The following is a 17,513-nucleotide window of genomic DNA, read 5'->3' on the forward strand; positions in this document are numbered from 1 at the left end:
ATCAATTCATTCTCCCGACGGCACAGGCAACGCTTGTCCGGTCGAAACCGGCTCGCCAAAACTGGGCAATCCTGCGGCAGTCCAGGTAAAACGCTGCATCCGCACATTCCGTGCATTGCCACAGCCCTGCCCTGCCGCCGTGTTGGCATGATACAAAATCCAGTCTTCTTTTCCGTCCTTTGATTTGAAAAAACCATTATGACCGACGCCATATGCATTGGCAGAAGCCAGTCCCGTAAAAACCGGCTCGGCAGATTTCACCCAGCTTGCAGGATTTATCGGATCTGCGTTTTCGGTTAAGCTTATCAAGCCCAAGCCATAACGGTCGTCCCCGCAATAACTTCCGGAATAGATCAGAAAAGCCTTTCCAGCCGGATTTCTCAAAATCTCAGGTCCCTCATTCACCGCAAAACCGCGCTTTTCCCAATCATATTGCGGACTGGAAATTTTCACCGTCGGACCTGTTAGTGTAAACGGATTGCTCATTTTGGCAATGTAAAGGTTTTGTGTCAGGTCACTCGTGCCGGCCACAAACGGCCTTCCCGACCAGATCAGATAGCGCGCATTCTGGTGTTCGAAAACGGTCGCATCAATGGACCACAAGTCTATTGGATTCGTCAAAAGTTGTCCTTTATTGACCCATGTCCCTGTTGTTGGATCGGCGCTTTCGTTTTCGAGCACCCACATGCGGTGGTTGCGGTCTTCGCCATCCGTGCCTGTGTAATAGATATACCATTTGTTGTCCAGGAAAAACAATTCTGGGGCCCAAATGTCGCGCGAATTCCCACCCGTAGCCGGTGCATTGAAAACTATTACGGGTGTTGTCGTTGCCAGTTTACTCATTTTCCCAGTTTTCCAAAGCTGTATTCGATTGCCCAAAGTGTGCGTGTAATAATACAGGCTGTCTTTTTGAAAAACCCACGGGTCCGGTGCGGATTGGAGCAAAGGATTGGTAAAAGTGCTTGCATTGCTCGTTCCGGGTTCGGGCGATTTTGCGCCTTTTTTGCAAGAAGCATCCAGAAACAATAATAAAACAACCGATGCCAGAACCGGCTTAAAAATGCTTTTTCCTGCTATCACGTTAGTAACCCGGGTTTTGTGTCAAATTAGGATTGAGGTCAATGTCCGATTGGGGAATTGGATACCATTCGTTTCTGCCTTTGACAAAATTAGCAAATTCCGGATCTCGTGAGGCCAGTTCGGGACCAAGATCGCCCCATCTTTGCAAGTCGGCGAACCGCCAGCCTTCGCCAGTTAGCTCAGTGATCCGCTCGTGTTTTAATTGTTCCAAAAATGCGTCCCGGCTCAATCCCGGCCTGGCCACGGACAATGGCCGCAGTCCTGCACGCACACGCACGCGGTCGACATAAGGATAGGCCTGGGCAGTTTGCCCGAGTCCGTTGAGCGCCTCTGCGTACATGAGAAGCACATCAGCATAACGGATTAGCCTGTAATTATTTGGAGAACGGAAACCTTCCTCCGTCCTGCCTGCCTCATTGTCATTCAGTAACTTGCGAAACCACACCGTGCTGCTCTCGCCTGTGTTAACGCCATAGCGGGAGGCAAATGTCTGTCCGTAAACCTGTGTAAACTGGGGCCCGCGCACATCGGTGGAATCGAAAAGCAATGAGACCGCCAGCCTCGGATCGCGCGTTCCGAGTGCTGTATTTTCCCTTTGAAATTCGCCAACCAGCCATCTTCGTGCAGCACCATCGGAAAATCCTACGCCTCTTGGCGCGTAAAATTGGGCAATGGATGTTCCGGGATTGTTAATGCGGGTTTCGTCCACATCATCATCCGTATTTTCATTTGGATTAAACCGAAACTGGATTTCAAAAACGGACTCGCTGTTGTTCTCGGTGGATGCTTTGAAATTATCCTGATAATTTGGGACGAGGCTGTACAAATCTTTTCCTTCGCCTGTAACCAGCCAGCTCAATGCAGTAGCTGCTTCCTGATATTTGTTTTGTTGCAAATAGGCTTTCCCCAGCAATGCATATGCCGCACCGCGGGTTGCCCTTCCAATGTCGTCGCCCGTGTAACGCAGCGGCAGACCGGGAGCAGCGTCGATGAGATCTTGCTGCACTTGTGCCCAAGCCTCTTCATTGGTTGCATTGCTCGGACGGTCAGTCGGCTCGGATGGTTCCAGCATGAGCGGCGGACGGCCATAATATAATGTCAGGTTGAAATAAAATAGCGCCCGTAAAAATCTCGCTTCGGAAACAATACGGGTTTTCAATGCTTCATCCATCTCAATGCCAGGCACATAAGCGATCACCTGATTGGCGCGAAAAACGCCTATGAACAGATTTTGCCACGTTCCGGCGGTTAGTCCTTCATTGTAATTGGTCTGGACGAAACTCATGACGTTGTTCAAAGTAATGTCGCCGCCCGAGCCGTAACCCTCGTCAGAACGCAGAGATCCGTGGTAAAATAGAAACCTGGAATAAAGTGTAGCCGTTCTGTGGAATGTGCTGTAAACGGCATTAACACCTTTAATCGCGTCAGACTCACTCTGCCAGAAGGACGCTATGGTCGGGTTATTCGGATTTGGCTCGTCAAAATTACGGTTGCAAGAGGTCGCGATGAGTAAAACGACGGTTGTAAGCAAAAATATCTTTTTCATTTGAATGTCATTTTGAAATTAAGGGGTGTCAGAATCCAAGGTTAATGCCGACTGCAATGATCCTTGAAGCAGGATAGCCGCCTAAATCCACACCCGGTTCGAGGTTGAAATTTGCGCCGACCACATCCGGATCCAATCCCTGATATTTGGTAAAAGTCAGCAGATTTTGCCCGCTGATGTAAACTCTCGCGCTTCCTAATGCGGCTTTCTTAGTAATGCTTTCGGGCAGTGAATACGACAATTCCACATTCCGCAACCGTAGATAAGAGCCGTTTTCAAGCCAGCGATCGGTGTTGCCGCGCACATTGGAAACGATGCCGCGATCCGCAGATGCAGGGTCGCCCGCAACGCCCGTGGAATAGGAGACGCCTAATCTTGGAAAGTCCGTGTCGGTGTTTGTAGGCGTCCAGGGATCGATGCCACGGCGATAATTGGAGTAACCCATTCCGTCCAGTTCACGCAGCACATCATTGTATATTTTTTGACCAAAAGCGCCGTAAAACTGCACATTCAACGAAAACCCACTATAAGTTCCGTTCAGGATCAGCCCGGAAGTAAGCTTGGGCCATGGACTTCCGGAAAATACCCGGTCGCGATCATTGATGTCATCCGTCGTTCCCTGGTCAATGCGATTTACATAGCGAATGTCGCCCGGTTTGGCATAAGCAGCTTGTGCCCTGTGTGCCTGCACTTCCTCATCGTTTTGGAAAAGTCCGTCCGTTTCAATCAAGTAATATTCACCAATGGAGCGCCCAACTTGCGAACGCGTATTTCCCGATTGAATGTAATTTCTCGGCTCGCCCGTTTCTTCATCCACACCCAGGTTGCCCAGTTCAAGCACTTTGTTGCGGATTACACTGAAATTAGAAGCAACGCTCCATGTAAAAGGACCTGAATTTTGTCGGTAAGTCACTTCAAGCTCAACGCCTTTGTTCTCAATTGAACCAATGTTAACCAATGGATCGCCCTGCAAATTGCCAATGTAACCCGGCAGCGGAAGCGAAAGCAACACATCTTTTGCAACGGACCGGAATGCGTCCACTGTTACGGAAAGTTTGTTATTGTAAAGCGTCATATCGGCTCCAATGTTTGCCGTTGCCTTTTGCTCCCATTTGATGTCTTCATACACAAGTCGGGCTTGGGTGGCGCCAGGAAATTCCGTTTGACCAGTGCCGAAAACTGCACGTGGTGCCTGATTCAGAAATCCTGTATATTGGTAATTAGTCAAATTCGCTGAGCCCAGCACACCATAAGATCCTCTGATTTTTAACTCCGTAATGATGTCCGATTTGAAAAAATCTTCATTGCTGACTTTCCATGAAGCGGCTGCTGATGGGAAATAACCTGTCCGGTGCGCTGGTGAAAAACGCGAATCCTTATCGGCGCGGAAAGTAAGTGTTAAGTAATATTTCTCAGCATAATTGTAGTTAAGCCGACCCAATGCCGAACTAATTAATGTCTCAGAACGCGTGCCCGTTGCCGTCATTCCGCCGCTGGCTGAGTTAATGGTCGTAAAATATTCTCCACCATATTGTCCCAACTGCAACCTGCGGCCGCCCACATCATCCGTGCGGATCGTTTGCTGCGTATAACCCACGACGCCATTAATGGCATGCTTTCCAATATTATGACTAAAATTCAATGTGTGCTCAAACAAATAACTCAGGAATTGCGCGCGCGTCTGCGCCACACTGCTGAACTCCGGCGACTGATTCCAATACCAAAGTCCTTCTCTCCTGACACTGTTTGTTTTGTCAAAACTCGTTTCCAAACCAGCATTGAATCTGTAACTTAGCCCGTTCAGGATTTTATAGTCCAGATAAGCATTGCCGAGCACTTTGAAAAAGTTGGAAGTCATTTTGGTAATCTCATTGATGGCAATCTGATTTCTTGCGAAAGAACGGTTGTTGAAAGATCCAAAACCCCAGCCTCCCGGATTGGAAGTGCTCGCCAGATCAGCACTTTGCACGGGAATGATCGGCAAACTTGACCAGATGTCATACCAGGCATTGCCTTCCGCAAAACCTCCCTGAAATGGTGCGTTTCTTTCGGTTGCGGAAATCATCATGTTTTCGCCAAACGTGAATTTATTCCGTGATGCCTCCGTGTTGATCCTTAATGCAGCCCTTTGAAAATCTCTTGCTTTCAAAACGCCCTCATCTCCGAAATAGGAAGCCGAAATCAGATATTTGCTATCTTTTCCACCGCCCGAAATACTCAAATTATAGTCCTGAATTGCGCCTGTTCGCAGCAATTCGTCCGCCCAGTTGGTGTTAACAGCTCCGTTGTAGTTGGCTACGCCTGGCTGCAATGCATTGCCTGCCGCCTGGTAAGCGCGCGTATTTGTCTCCACATATTCCTGGGCATCCATCATATCCCATCTTTTGGGAATAGACGAAAGCCCGTAACGTGCAGATCCACTGACTGATAGGGCACCTTCTTTTCCTTTTTTTGTAGTAATAATGATTACGCCGTTCGCAGCGCGTGAGCCGTAAATGGCAGCAGCGGACGCATCTTTCAAAACCTGGATCGTTTCCACATCATTGGGATTCACTGTTGTATTTGCGTCAGCGAACATGCCGTCGATCACATACAATGGGCTTGCATTGCCAAATAGCGTGCTTAATCCTCGAATGTTAACAACCGCTTCCTGCCCAGGCGCTCCGCCGTTGCGGACCTGCACGCCAGGCGTCATGCCCTGCAATGCCTCGGGCACCGAGCGCGCTACCCGCCTGTTTGTATTTTGCGCGTCAATAATGCCGGTTGCGCCGGTAAGGTCTGTACGCCGAACGGATTGATAACCGATCACAACAAACTCGTCCAGATTGCGCGCGTCCTCTTGCAAGGTGATCGTGTAAGTGACTTGGTCGGTTACAGGAATATCGGCGGGCTGATAGCCGATGAATGTGACGCGCAATGTTTGGCCCGATGGCGCAGCGATCGAAAATTTGCCTTCTGCGTCGGAAATGGTTGCTGTACTGGTTCCTACCAGCAGCACAGTTGCACCTGGCAGCGCTTCGCCTGCTTCGGTCTGGACTACGCCAGTCACTGTCCTGTCTTGCGCCGAAACCTGGGCAACAAACAACATTGCAACGACCAATTGACACATAGCCCGAAAGGTAAAATGTTTCATATGAGGTGTTCTGTATTGGTTAATGAGAATGTATGAAGCAGAATCGCAAAGAATCCTGGGGAGCGAATGATTATAAAAATTATGCCCAGGATTCTATTGCAAGCGCTGTTATCTAGGCTCATCTGAGTTGAGCGTATCTTGTCCAGGCGTCGTAGCTTTGGCCGGATCGCTTTGATCTATATTCTTGCGGACATCCACGGAATTGGTGTCCGTGCCAACTACACTGGAATCCATCGATCCGCCGCCAGTCGACTGATCCTGTCCCTCGTTGTTTTTTGTGCAACCTGCCAGAAACATTGCTGCCAGCACGGCGCACATGAAGTGCTTTTTCATAGTTTGTTTGTTGAAATGATAAAAAAAATACTGTGCACGAAAAAATCGGGTGCACAGTAAAAATCATTCCAATATGTCGGTTCCAAACGCAGAACCCTGTAATGCAGTTTTGGATGAACTAGATGATTATTTCGCCAATAATCGTTACTACGCTTCTTGCCTCAACACTTACAACATTGCTGCTGCCATTGGCTGGCACGGGTTTCAAATCTGCATCCGCGGAGGTTTTGAATATTTTCAATTTGGAGAGCTTGAAGCCTTTTGGCTTTATTTCAATGTCTGCCTTGGTTTGCTGCTCATTCACGATGACGGTTACGAGCTGATTGTTGGCATTTTTGTAAGAAGAAATGAGTAAGCCACTTTTATCATCTACGATTTCCGCATCGACCCGAATGGCACCAGGGCGCACGAAACGGCTGTAATTGCCCAATGCCCAAAGAATTTTGGAAGACTGATATGCGCCGCCTGTTTTGTTTTTATCAATGTAAATTAAGCCGTCTTTGTAGTTATATGCGGAAATCGAAGTCCACCAGTGCCAGGCAGTTGCATTAGCGTTAACGAGATCATTATGAATGACTTTGGCAACATACAAAGCAGCATCAATGCCCAAATCCTTGCCATTGCCTTTGATCTCACCTGCATTATCGCCCAAAATACAATATTCGGACATCCAGTATTGCAGGCCAGGAACAGCCTTCACCGCTTTTGCAAGGTCCTGTCGTTTTTGCGCCGCACTGGCATAGGGCGAGGTTGTGAAATAACTGTGAGCGGAAATCGCTTTTGTCACATTTGGCAGGTTACCGATGTAATCCGGTGAAGTCTCGTTAAAAAAAGCGCTCACCTGGTTGCCTCTGCCCTTCTTATTGAAATCCGAAGTCAGATAATCGATCTGGCCAGCTTCGGCGATATTGATTTTAGCTGCAAGATTCTTCTTAATCAATGCCCCGCTCAGTGACCGGACGATGCCGGCAATGTCGTGGTTATAAAACGGCGTTCCTTCCTGTCCCGCGTCGCTCCAATCCCACTGCGGCTCATTTACCGGACTAATGTGATTAATTGTCACGCCCGTTTTTTGCTGAATGCCGCTCACGACTTCTGCCATAAAGTCGGCATAGCGATCAAAGTTATCGGCCGTCAAATTAGGCTTACCATTGTTTGCGTAACCTTTCTTATTAACCGTAAATTGAACCGGCGGGCTGTTTGGGAAAATCAAAAATTCATTGACGCCGCGTTGCTTCGCCGCATTTAAAAACCAAACCTGACCGGCCTGCTTGTTCCAGTCATAACTTCCGTCTGCATTCATGAATGATTCGGCGCGCCGCCATTCGTCTTTAATGTCGCTGGCGGCTCCCTGTTCGGCTGTGCCGGCGCCAATGTTAAAGCGCCAAAGTGAGAGCGCAATGCCTTTCGGCTGTCCGTTTGCGAGTGTATCGCTGCTGAAAAGAAGATCGGCGATCCCGTTTCTTTTACCATCAGGCCAGTTGCCCACAAACTGACAAGCCCAAGCGTCCGAGCCTCCGAAGTGGCTGATCGTCTGATGCGTTTTGTTCAGATCAATGGTTAATGTCACTGGCTTGGCAGCTTGCCTGCTTACTGGCTGTGCCTTTGCGTAAATTACAGCAGATAGTAAGCCGAAAAACAGCGCAAAAATGTTTTTATGAAATTGACTCAAATCGAAATCGTTTATGATCAACAGACGCGGAGCGGTTTGCTGTTTTGAAATCAATGCTTAACTAAGTTTTTCCTTGAAAAAATCGACCGTCCGTTTCCAGGCCAATTCCGCTGCGGCCTTGTCGTAACGCGGTGTTGTATCATTGTGGAATCCGTGGTTCACATCCGGATAAATGTAGGCTGTGTATTGTTTGTTATTTTCCTTCAATGCCTTTTCGTAAGCAGGCCATCCTTCATTCACGCGCGTGTCCAAGCTGGCATAATGCAGCAGAAGCGGTGCTTTGATCTTCGGAACATCTTCCACCGCAGGCTGTCCGCCGTAAAAAGGCACCGACGCAGCGAGTTCGGGAATGCGCACGGCCATCATATTGGCAATTCCTCCTCCAAAACAAAATCCAACGACACCGATCTTGCCATTGCAATCTTTGTGATTTTTCAAATATTCGTAAGCTGCGATGAAGTCTTCCTGCATTTCATTCCGGTCGCGCTTGCTTTGCATTTCCCTGCCCTGGTCATCATTGCCGGGATAACCGCCCAGCGGAGTCAATGCATCCGGCGCAAGTGAAATAAATCCAGCCAATGCAGCCCGTCTGGCCACGTCTTCAATGTGCGGATTCAAGCCGCGGTTTTCGTGGACAACGATTACTCCACCCAATTTCCCCGTCGCACCTTCGGGTTTGGAGAGCAATGCTTTAATGGACTTTCCGCCCTTCGGTGAATCGTAATTGATGTAGTCCGATTTCAACCTGGGATCGCCGGCATGAATTTGAATTGCTCCCTGATAATCAGGCATTAAGAAACCCATAAGTGACGCCACCGTAACGCCTCCGACCGCGTATGCGGATAAGCTTTGCATGAAATTCCGCCGGTCAATGCGGTCGTGAGCATAATCATCATAAAGGTCGAACACTTCCTGCTTGATATCTTCTTTTCTGATCTGATCCATGTATTTTTATTGGTTTAAGTTAAAAAAGCGTGAGACAATTTTCCCGATAACGATTCCTGAATCAAAGAGCATTGTAACGCTTGTTTACTCAATTAGACACCGTTGTAAAAGCTTCGGTATGACTTTTTTAGTTTTCATATTACACCAAACTTCTCAACAAACATGGCAGACGATAAAACCAAAAAAGGACCGGCAGACAGCAACCGTATTAACATCAGCGAAGATTATGAAGTCGCTTACTGGACAGAAGCATTAGGCGTTTCAAAAGAAAAGCTTACGGACGCAGTGCATCAAGCCGGTCCAACTGTAAAAGCTGTAAAGGAATATTTGAAGAAATAATGTTTTGAGGCAAAAAGACGCTGACAATTTGCTTGTTATAAGCGAAATGTCAGCGTCTTTTTGGTTTATTTCTTGAAGGGCGACATCGCGCAATGCAGCCGTTAATCTTCCTGAAATTTGCTGCCGGAACTTAACTTTTTCTTGTCAGCAGTTTTATCGCTGGACTTGACACGGCGTTCCAGCTTTTTGATGTCTTCCTCGGCCGGCAAGTCTTCCGGTTTGATCCCGCTTTTTTCCAGAAGCGTTCTCACGTCTCCATTGTTTTGGACGTGCTCATCCGCAATGTTAGTTTCGCCTAGCAGATTGTTTTTATTTACATTGAAATTCGTGATCTCTGCGGCTAACTGTTTTGCAGAAATTGTGATTGTTGGTAAAAAATCAGCAAGTGGCCGATTCTCTGCGATTCCCAATTTTCGCTTCATTTCAGTTGTGTTATGGCCGCCAAATAAAGCGCTGTCACCCTTGCTTCGGATGTTGGCAAAACCTTTACTGTCAACGCCTCTTTCAAAAATGCTTTTCGACAGCTGAGACTCGGTCACCGCTAACTTTTCCCTTGCTTGAAGACGCTCCATGAGCCGGATACGCTCTTCTAACAATTCCTGTTTTCGGGTTTGAATTGCGAAGTAACTTTGCGCGAAAGCGATTTGCTCTTTTTTAGGATCACCGTTTTGCGCAATGAGATAACAGGCGTAGCGAGTGAGCATGACATCTTCCACTTCCCGATGGCCGCCTTTACCAACTTCGATCATTTTGTTGACGTCAACAAAATGATCTGAGACGCTCTCAGACGTGTTTTTGCAACTTTCTTTGGCTTTTTCTATCGCATTGACAAAGTTCCTCCAATCTGTATAACCAAGCAAAAATTGAAGATCGCGGGCCAGCCAGTACTCAACGCCGTCCTGCTCGTAGGCCGCTTCCTCGAACGTTTTACTCAACTGAGTTATTACCGATGTTTCCATAGTGTGCTTCTTGCGTTTTGACATAGTTTGATCTGTTCAAATATAGGACGTTCAATTGTCTGTAAAGAACCGCAGGAAAGTTGTCAATAACCGAATAATAACTGCTTGATTGTAAAATTCCGCTTTACACTTACTCCTTAGCAAATTCCTTGCTCTCATTGCCTTGCCGCAAGACGAGTTTCCCTCCGCTTGGCGTGAAGTCGAATGTGGCGTTGGCGGTTGTGAAGGCAAATTTGTTTTGGCCGAGTGCTTGTAATTGTGCCGGTTCCTGGCCACTGACCTGGACGAACAGCTGCTTTTCTTTCTGTGTGAAGTTTAGTTTATAATTCACATCCTTGTTGCTGTAAACACCTTCATATTGATTCAAATTCAGGTTGCTTATTTCTTTGTCCATGGCCACAATGCTTGCGACTTGCCCGGTTTCCGTTATCCCCTCGGTTGATTCAAGTCTGGCCATGGTGCCCCAGCCGTAGAAGTCGTTGGCGACACCGATCAGCAGCTCATTTTCTCCCGGTTTCAAATTCAATGTTGTTTCCGTATTATTTATGGAAATGCGCCCCTCGGGATATTTCCGCATGGCCTGAGCAAACAGGTTTTTGTCAACAAAGATCATCTGGCTGTTCAGAAACACCCATATTTCATCGCTGACACCTAAGTGAAGGTTCGTTTTTACGGCTTCTTTTGCGGTAATTTTTGTTTTTAGCCAAACCACTCTGCGATTCTTGCTGCCGCCGTATTTCCGTGTAAGATCGATTAAGCCGCGGCGTTCGGCAGAGACCGTGTCCGTGAATGCCGAAGGTTGTGGCAGGTTGCGGAAAGACAGCTCGCTGCCGTCGGGCAAGTTTTCCGGAGCAGTTACAGCCCATTTTCTAAGGTAAGTTGCATCATTATCGCTCAAATCCGGCAGTGCCAAAGGACTAAGTCCTTCTGTCTCATTAGGCTTGACCTGCACATTTGCGATGTATGACGATCCTTCAAAAGCGATGCTCCCTTGCGTTTCATTTCCTTCCAGCTTGGGAATATCCAGCACCGGACGCGAAGCATTGTTGAGAAAAACCTGCATGCGGGCGCCAGACAGGACCAGCTTTACGTGATTCCACTCACCTGCTCCGGCCATTGCAGGAGCCTGATATTCAGGATACATGTCCCACATATTGACACCGTCAATATGTGGGACATGTATTGAATGCCTTCGTTTGCAAGCTTATTGCCCATTCGCCCGGCTCGCAAATAGACTATTTCCTGCTCTTTTGCATCTTTCCGATGGAAATATATCGAAATCGCGAATTCGGGAAGGACGGGCTCAACGTCATATTCAATGGTCCCGTCCTTGAAAACGAGATTTTTCAAAACCACCTGACCCGCGTTGGGGGAAATTTTCATGGAATTCACGCCCTTGTAATCGGCAAACGCAACTTTACCCTCCTGAAAATCCCACTTCTCAGGCGTAAGTGAAATGGTGTAATCTGCCTTTTTTGGAGGAGCAGTTTCTTTTTTCTTTTGACCAAAACCCTGTATTGCCAAAAGGATGAATAGCACTTGAACAATTGTTTTCATGGCATTTTTTGCTGTTTAATTTCCGCAAAAATGCATTTTGGAGCCGTTAATGCCGGTTCAAACACATGCCAAGTTTGTTACAAGTCCGCTACATTCATTCTTCATCCTCAACTCCTTCAAAGTAATTGACAACTGTCAGGAGCGGAAGCGTCGTTCTGTCGGCGGCATTGGAAAGCTGTATGACAGCGCGGTCAATGTTCTGGTCATCAAAACCAACGAAATAGCCTTCAATAGTTTCGCCAGGTCTGAGCTGATATACGATTGCCTTATCAATGTATTTTGATGCTCGTTTTTGAAGGCCGGTAAGCTGTGGTTCAGACATCGTTTTTTGGCTTGTTAATGTATAAATGTTTTAACTTTCTCGCATGAAAAATAAATCCCTTCCCACGCTCATTCTTTGCCTTTTTATTGTCACAAAATTCGTGCTGCAATATGTCATTATTGCGCCTGAATATGACTTGCAGCGAGATGAATATTTGCATCTGGATCAAGGCAAACACCTGGCCTGGGGTTATCTTTCTGTTCCGCCGTTCACCTCCTGGACTTCATTTTTGATTTTACTGCTGGGCGGCTCAACATTTTGGGTGAAATTTTTTCCCGCCCTCGCCGGCGTGCTTACATTGGTCATTGTCTGGAAAGCAATAGGGGCATTGGGCGGGGAAATTTATGCAAAAATATTAGGCGCAACTGCGGTCACGTTTTCCGTGCTTTTACGCATCAATATGCTTTTCCAGCCCAATTCGGTTGATATTCTTGCCTGGACGGCGCTGTATTATGCGATGCTCCAATTTATTAAAACCGAGAAAAACAGATGGCTTTACATTGCCGCAATTGTTTTTGGGTTTGGTTTTTTAAATAAATACAATGTTGTTTTCCTAATGGCAGGCCTTGCTCCCGCTTTGCTTTTTACCCATCCGCGCACATTTACCAATAAGCATTTATATCTGGCGGCGCTTGTGGCTCTGGTTATTGTTTCGCCGAATTTAGTTTGGCAATATCAGCATGACTTTCCGGTTGTTCATCACATGAAACTGCTCGCCAAATCGCAGTTGGTGAATGTTAACCGGCTGGACTTTCTGAAAGAACAGGTCATCTTTTTCCTTGGATCTGTTTTTGTATTGCTGGCGGCGTTTGTCTCATTTTTCAGATATCCTGCTTTTAAAAAGTATCAGTCTTTTTTCTGGGCATTTCTCATCAGCTTATCACTTTTTACCTACATGCGTGCGAAAGGTTATTATGCACTTGGTCTTTATCCAATATTTCTCGCTTTCGGAGCTGTTTATCTGGAAATGTTATTTACAAGAAGGCTGATTTGGCTTAGGCCTGTGGCAATCTTGCTTAACATTGCCTTGTTTATTCCCATTTTCAGGGTTGCATTTCCAACGAAAAGTCCAGCTGAAATAGCGCAAAATTCACAGGCTTACAAAGACTTGGGACTCTTGCGATGGGAAGACGGGAAGGATCACGAATTGCCTCAGGATTTTGCAGATATGCTTGGCTGGAAGGAGCTTGCGCAGAAAGTGGACGCGGATTACGCCAAAATTACGGATAAAAAACACACGCTTGTTCTATGCGATAATTATGGTCAGGCTGGCGCCATTAATTATTATTCCAAATACGAAAACATCCGAGCAGTGACGCTTAATGCGGATTATATCAATTGGTTTCCATTGGACGAGGAAGTTAAGCACATTATCCTGATTCAAAGTGCGGATGATGATGATCCGGAGCGAAAAAAGGAGCAATCGCTTTTTACAAAAATCACGCGCACCGGCAAAATTGAAAACCGATACGCGCGTGAATTCGGGACGAGCATATATACATTAATCGACGCGAAAGTTTCAATTAACAACATTTTAAAAGAAGACATTAAAAACAGCACTTGGGACTAATTTTCCGCTAAAAAAGAAATCAAGCATTGAAGCCATTAAACATTCTTTTTTGAAACCCTCAACGAATATTCCGTGGGCGTTTCACCATATTCTTTTTTAAAACATTTGCTGAAATAAGATTGATCATTGAAGCCGACCGCATATCCGATCTGCGTAATGGTGTCTGCCTTTTGACGGATCATTTCAGCGGCTTTTTGTAAACGAAGATCTCTGATAAAATCCGTGGGAGCCTGACCTGTGAGGGCTTTCATCTTTCTCAGCAGCTGCGTGCGCCCAAGATTCATTTCTTCCGCCATTTTCTCAACCGAGAAAGAAACATCTTCCATATTTGCCTCCACAACGTGTTTTGCCTTCATCAAAAATTTATCATCGATCGACAATTCGGTTGAAGGCGTTACTTGAACCCGGATTCTTTCGCGATATCGTTCAGCGAGTTTTTTGCGCAAATCAATGAGGTTACGGACCCGGACGGAAAGTTCTTCAATAGAAAATGGTTTGGTAAGATAATCATCCGCACCTGTTTTCAAACCGTCAATCCGCGACTCCTGACCGCCTTTGGCAGTCAATAAAATCACAGGAATGTGGCTTGTTCGAACGTCTGATTTGATTTGAGAAGTCAGTTCTATGCCGTCCATCACCGGCATCATGAGGTCACTGATGATAAGACTTGGCATTACGCATCTTGCCATTTCCAATGCTTCGGCTCCGTTGGCAGCCTTATGCACAACAAACTGGCCTTCCAGAAGTATGGCCATATAATCGCGCAGTTCATTGTTATCCTCAGCGATCAGAACTGAATCCTTGGGTTCCTGGTCAATTTTAATCTTACGAATTGTTTCAGTCTGGGTTTCGTCAGATTTTATAACACCGTTAGAAATTTTAGACTTCAATGTGCCGTTGACCTTGGTTATGAGCTGGTTATCAGCAAAGGCCTCGTTTGAAACGGGAACTTCCATGGTAAACACCGACCCAAACCCAACAGCGCTTTCCAATTGGATCGTGCCATTATGCAGCTTCACCAGTTCTTTCACCAGCGCGAGTCCAAGGCCCGTGCCGCCCTCGTAACCATCTGTCTTCTGCCGCGATTGGTAAAACGATTCAAACACCCGCTGCTGCTCATCGGGCGCAATTCCCTTGCCCGTGTCCGACAAGCTAACGGCAAGTGTCTCACGGCCTTCCTTCATTAAAATATGCGCATTGAAAAGCACGGTTCCGAATGGCGGCGTGAACTTGAATGCGTTGGAAAGCAGATTAATGATGATTTTTTCGAGCTTGTCTGCGTCAAACCAATATGGTTTTTCTTCCATCTCAATCGTGCGAGTAAAATTGATCTCCTTATGCTGCGCCAGCGAGTCAAATGAGGAAGAAAGAATGTTGAGAAACTGTTTGAGATCGCCTTTTGCAACCTGCAACTCCATCTTGCCAGCTTCGAGTTTGGACAGATTGAGCAACTGATTTACCAGCTCAACGAGCCGGTTTGCATAGCGCTTCATGATCAGCAAACCTTCGCGTTCACCTCTTGGCGTTTTCTTAATTTCTTCCTCCAAAGGCGCCAAAATCAAGGTTAACGGTGTTCGGAATTCGTGCGAAATGTTGGCAAAAAATCTTGACTTCACCCGGTCCATTTCCTGCAATTCGGCTGTCTGTGTCATGATTTTCTCTGTTCGCTCACGGATCGTGTTTTCGAGCTGTTGCTTTTCCATTTTCAACTTCCGCTCCCGGATTCGAATGATTAGCATTGTCAGACCGGCAAGCAACAGCACATACATTGCGTAGGCCCACCAGGTGCGATACCAGGGCGGAAGGATGGTGAATGCAAGCCTGGCCTCTGCGCCCACTTCTCCGTAAACATTCCTTCCACGCACCCGAAACACATAATCGCCCTCAGACAAATTCGTAAAATCAACCATTGATTCAGTCGACCAAGCGGACCAGTGCGCATTAAAACCTTCCAGATCATACTGAAATTCATTTTTCGAAGAAAGGTCATAGCTCGGCAAAGCGAACTGAAATCGCAGTCCATCGTGTCCGTATTCGATTTCAGGATTATGAGAACCGCTGGCGGAGACATCCAATAACGAATCTTTATTAATCAAAACGCGTCGGATCAGCGTTTTGAAAGGATTGTTCTGACCAACCTGCATGTCTTCGTCGAAGAGCACAATTCCTTTATTTGAGCCGAACATGGTGATCCCCGCTCCGCTGTCGTAAACTTTTGAGATCAATGCGTCTGAGAACCGTCCTGAAACCGGGAGCTTTCGCAATGCATTGTTTTGATACTTAAACACATGACTCTGGTAATTGTGATAAAGCGTAAACCACATTTTTGCGTCACGACCTTCTACAATTTCATTGATCCATCCGCCTTCATAAGGTTTCATGCCCGCCGTGAGCACCTTATCTGTTTCAAAGGTATGCTTAGCCGGATTGAAACGGTGCATTGCATGATCTGTCGAAACGTAAATTTTTCCATCAACGCTTTCCATTGATCGGATCGTGTTCGACGACAAACCATTATGAACATTGTGGTGAATCAAATTGAAAGAATCGCTCAGCGTTTTCGGCTTTGCCGGATCTTTCCAGGCCATTTCAAAAATGCCACTTCTTCTGGTGTTGATGAAGACATTTCCATTGGCAGCTCGGATAAATGATTCGGCATAGGCTTTAATGTCAGTCCTCTTTTCGCCCTTTTTCCACTGCCCGTCTGCATAAAGCAACTCGGTAATCCCCGGTCCTTCCAGTCCCACGAACAGATGCCCAGCATTCCCGCGAGACTCCTCCACACGCACTACATTTTCACGCATGATCATGGAAAGTTTTCCCATTTTATCCAGTGAGAAAACGCCGTCATAGTTAGAGACAATCAGCTTTTCACCAATTTTCTGGCAATGCATGGTCAGATTATCAACGCCTTTTATTTTGCTGAACGAAAGCTTTGCAATGCCATTTCCAGCTGATTGATTCAGTTCAAAAAGACCTTTTGAATTGGTTGCATAAATTTTCCCGTTGAAAAATTCAATGTCGAAAGGATTTTCGTCCAGGCCGTGATTTGCATTTAAAATTCTTAATGGAGCATTGATTTCCAATCGGCTGATTCCGTTGTCCGTTGCCAGCCAGACATCGCCCTCAGCATCCTCAAAAGCTGCATAAATCGCGTCGCTCGGCAGCCCGTCCTTTCGCGAAATGTGGCTTTTAATATTGCCGGAATGGTCCCTCAGATAAAACCCTGAACCAGTCGTGGCGAGTGCATAATCGCCGTTTGACAACCGCACGCCGTGATAAACCGCGTCAATAATTTCGACTGCTTTCCCGTCTTTCGCAAACGGACGAAGCGAATGCCCGTCGTAGATCTTAAACTGCTTGTTCAGCCCGATGGCAAGCAATTGGTTGTCGCTATAAGGCAGCAGCCCGGTGAGTCCCATTCCTTTAAAATCGGCTCCTCCTTCGACCAGCGCAAGGCCGTTGCCTTCCAATTTCATCAAACCCTTGCCGCTAACACTCACATAAAGCGTTTCACGGATCATCCAGGCGAAACCGAGCGTGCCCATGTTGCTTTTCCAAACACTAAACTTACCCTGGTCCCATTTGAGAATATATTGGTCACAAATAAAAAAAACTGAATTGCCTCGTGCGTAAGTGAACCATACATTGCCAAAATCCCAATTGGCACTGTCCAGCTTGTTTTTGAGCGAGTAGAAAACTATTTCGTTCTGTGCATTGGCCGCCAGATAACCAACTTCGCCCGAGCCGCCCACAAAGATCCGGCCGCTCGAAGTTTTGGCCATGGACCGGGCAGGGCTGCCTTCGGTCGTTTTGATAAGCCGCCACGTTGTGCCGTCAAATTCCAGGACTCCGGAGTTATTGGCAGCATACACAATGCCATTATCGGCTTGCAGCAGCGCCCAGTTTTGCAGCGCCGCCTTATAATCGTCGGTAACGTAATTGGTGATGAAAGGCAGACTCTTTTGCCAGATCGCGTGGAGCGGAGTTTGCGGTTTTTGCGCAGCCAAATTGAGGCTTGATGCCAGCGCACAGATCAATATGAGCTTTTTCATGA

Annotated in this window: 13 protein-coding genes; 2 read left to right on the plus strand and 11 right to left on the minus strand. The window is 46.8% G+C overall.

From position 1 onward, the window contains the following. Positions 1 to 6: 6 nt before the first annotated feature. The 6 genes from LZG73_RS06630 to LZG73_RS06655 all read right to left on the minus strand — a co-directional run bounded on the left by LZG73_RS06630 (position 7) and on the right by LZG73_RS06655 (position 8,709). On the minus strand, positions 7 to 1,080 hold the full coding sequence (locus LZG73_RS06630) for a family 43 glycosylhydrolase (protein WP_233847042.1): 1,074 nt from the start codon (positions 1,078 to 1,080) through the stop codon (positions 7 to 9). 1 nt (position 1,081) lies between these two features. Next, positions 1,082 to 2,626 carry a RagB/SusD family nutrient uptake outer membrane protein gene (locus LZG73_RS06635; protein ID WP_233847043.1) on the minus strand — a complete coding sequence of 515 codons (1,545 nt, stop codon included), beginning with the start codon at positions 2,624 to 2,626 and terminating at the stop codon, positions 1,082 to 1,084. A gap of 28 nt (positions 2,627 to 2,654) precedes the next feature. Next, positions 2,655 to 5,759, minus strand: a complete 3,105-nt coding sequence (locus tag LZG73_RS06640; protein WP_233847044.1) for a TonB-dependent receptor — start codon at positions 5,757 to 5,759, stop codon at positions 2,655 to 2,657. Positions 5,760 to 5,867: 108 nt separating this feature from the next. After that, a complete protein-coding gene (locus tag LZG73_RS06645) occupies positions 5,868 to 6,092 on the minus strand; it encodes a hypothetical protein (protein ID WP_233847045.1) in 225 nt (74 codons plus the stop codon). 118 nt (positions 6,093 to 6,210) lie between these two features. Beyond that, entirely contained in the window at positions 6,211 to 7,764 is a 1,554-nt protein-coding gene (locus LZG73_RS06650) for a glycoside hydrolase (RefSeq protein ID WP_233847046.1), read from the minus strand. A gap of 57 nt (positions 7,765 to 7,821) precedes the next feature. Further along, the gene (locus tag LZG73_RS06655; protein ID WP_233847047.1) at positions 7,822 to 8,709 is read right to left on the minus strand and encodes a dienelactone hydrolase family protein; all 888 of its coding nucleotides are present in this window, start codon (positions 8,707 to 8,709) and stop codon (positions 7,822 to 7,824) included. A gap of 162 nt (positions 8,710 to 8,871) precedes the next feature. Between LZG73_RS06655 and LZG73_RS06660 the strand changes: the two genes are divergently transcribed. After that, the gene (locus LZG73_RS06660; protein WP_233847049.1) at positions 8,872 to 9,048 is read left to right on the plus strand and encodes a DUF3606 domain-containing protein; all 177 of its coding nucleotides are present in this window, start codon (positions 8,872 to 8,874) and stop codon (positions 9,046 to 9,048) included. A gap of 101 nt (positions 9,049 to 9,149) precedes the next feature. On the opposite strand, the gene dinD is transcribed toward LZG73_RS06660, so the two are convergent. From dinD to LZG73_RS06680, 4 genes are all read right to left on the minus strand, one after another. Continuing rightward, positions 9,150 to 10,007 (minus strand): DNA damage-inducible protein D, encoded by an 858-nt coding sequence (gene dinD, locus LZG73_RS06665; RefSeq protein ID WP_233847051.1) that lies wholly within the window; start codon positions 10,005 to 10,007, stop codon positions 9,150 to 9,152. Between the two features lie 130 nt (positions 10,008 to 10,137). After that, a complete protein-coding gene (locus LZG73_RS06670; protein ID WP_233847053.1) occupies positions 10,138 to 11,151 on the minus strand; it encodes a hypothetical protein in 1,014 nt (337 codons plus the stop codon). Beyond that, the gene (locus LZG73_RS06675; RefSeq protein WP_233847055.1) at positions 11,094 to 11,564 is read right to left on the minus strand and encodes a hypothetical protein; all 471 of its coding nucleotides are present in this window, start codon (positions 11,562 to 11,564) and stop codon (positions 11,094 to 11,096) included. The genes LZG73_RS06670 and LZG73_RS06675 overlap by 58 nt, the downstream gene beginning before the upstream one ends. Positions 11,565 to 11,658: 94 nt before the next feature. Next, on the minus strand, positions 11,659 to 11,886 hold the full coding sequence (locus LZG73_RS06680; RefSeq protein WP_233847056.1) for a hypothetical protein: 228 nt from the start codon (positions 11,884 to 11,886) through the stop codon (positions 11,659 to 11,661). Positions 11,887 to 11,929: 43 nt separating this feature from the next. Between LZG73_RS06680 and LZG73_RS06685 the strand changes: the two genes are divergently transcribed. After that, positions 11,930 to 13,456 carry a glycosyltransferase family 39 protein gene (locus LZG73_RS06685; RefSeq protein ID WP_233847057.1) on the plus strand — a complete coding sequence of 509 codons (1,527 nt, stop codon included), beginning with the start codon at positions 11,930 to 11,932 and terminating at the stop codon, positions 13,454 to 13,456. 35 nt (positions 13,457 to 13,491) lie between these two features. On the opposite strand, the gene LZG73_RS06690 is transcribed toward LZG73_RS06685, so the two are convergent. Next, positions 13,492 to 17,511 carry an ATP-binding protein gene (locus LZG73_RS06690; RefSeq protein ID WP_233847058.1) on the minus strand — a complete coding sequence of 1,340 codons (4,020 nt, stop codon included), beginning with the start codon at positions 17,509 to 17,511 and terminating at the stop codon, positions 13,492 to 13,494. Positions 17,512 to 17,513: the final 2 nt, after the last annotated feature.

This window comes from Dyadobacter sp. CY326 (assembly GCF_021390515.1).
Classification (GTDB): Bacteria; Bacteroidota; Bacteroidia; order Cytophagales; family Spirosomataceae; genus Dyadobacter.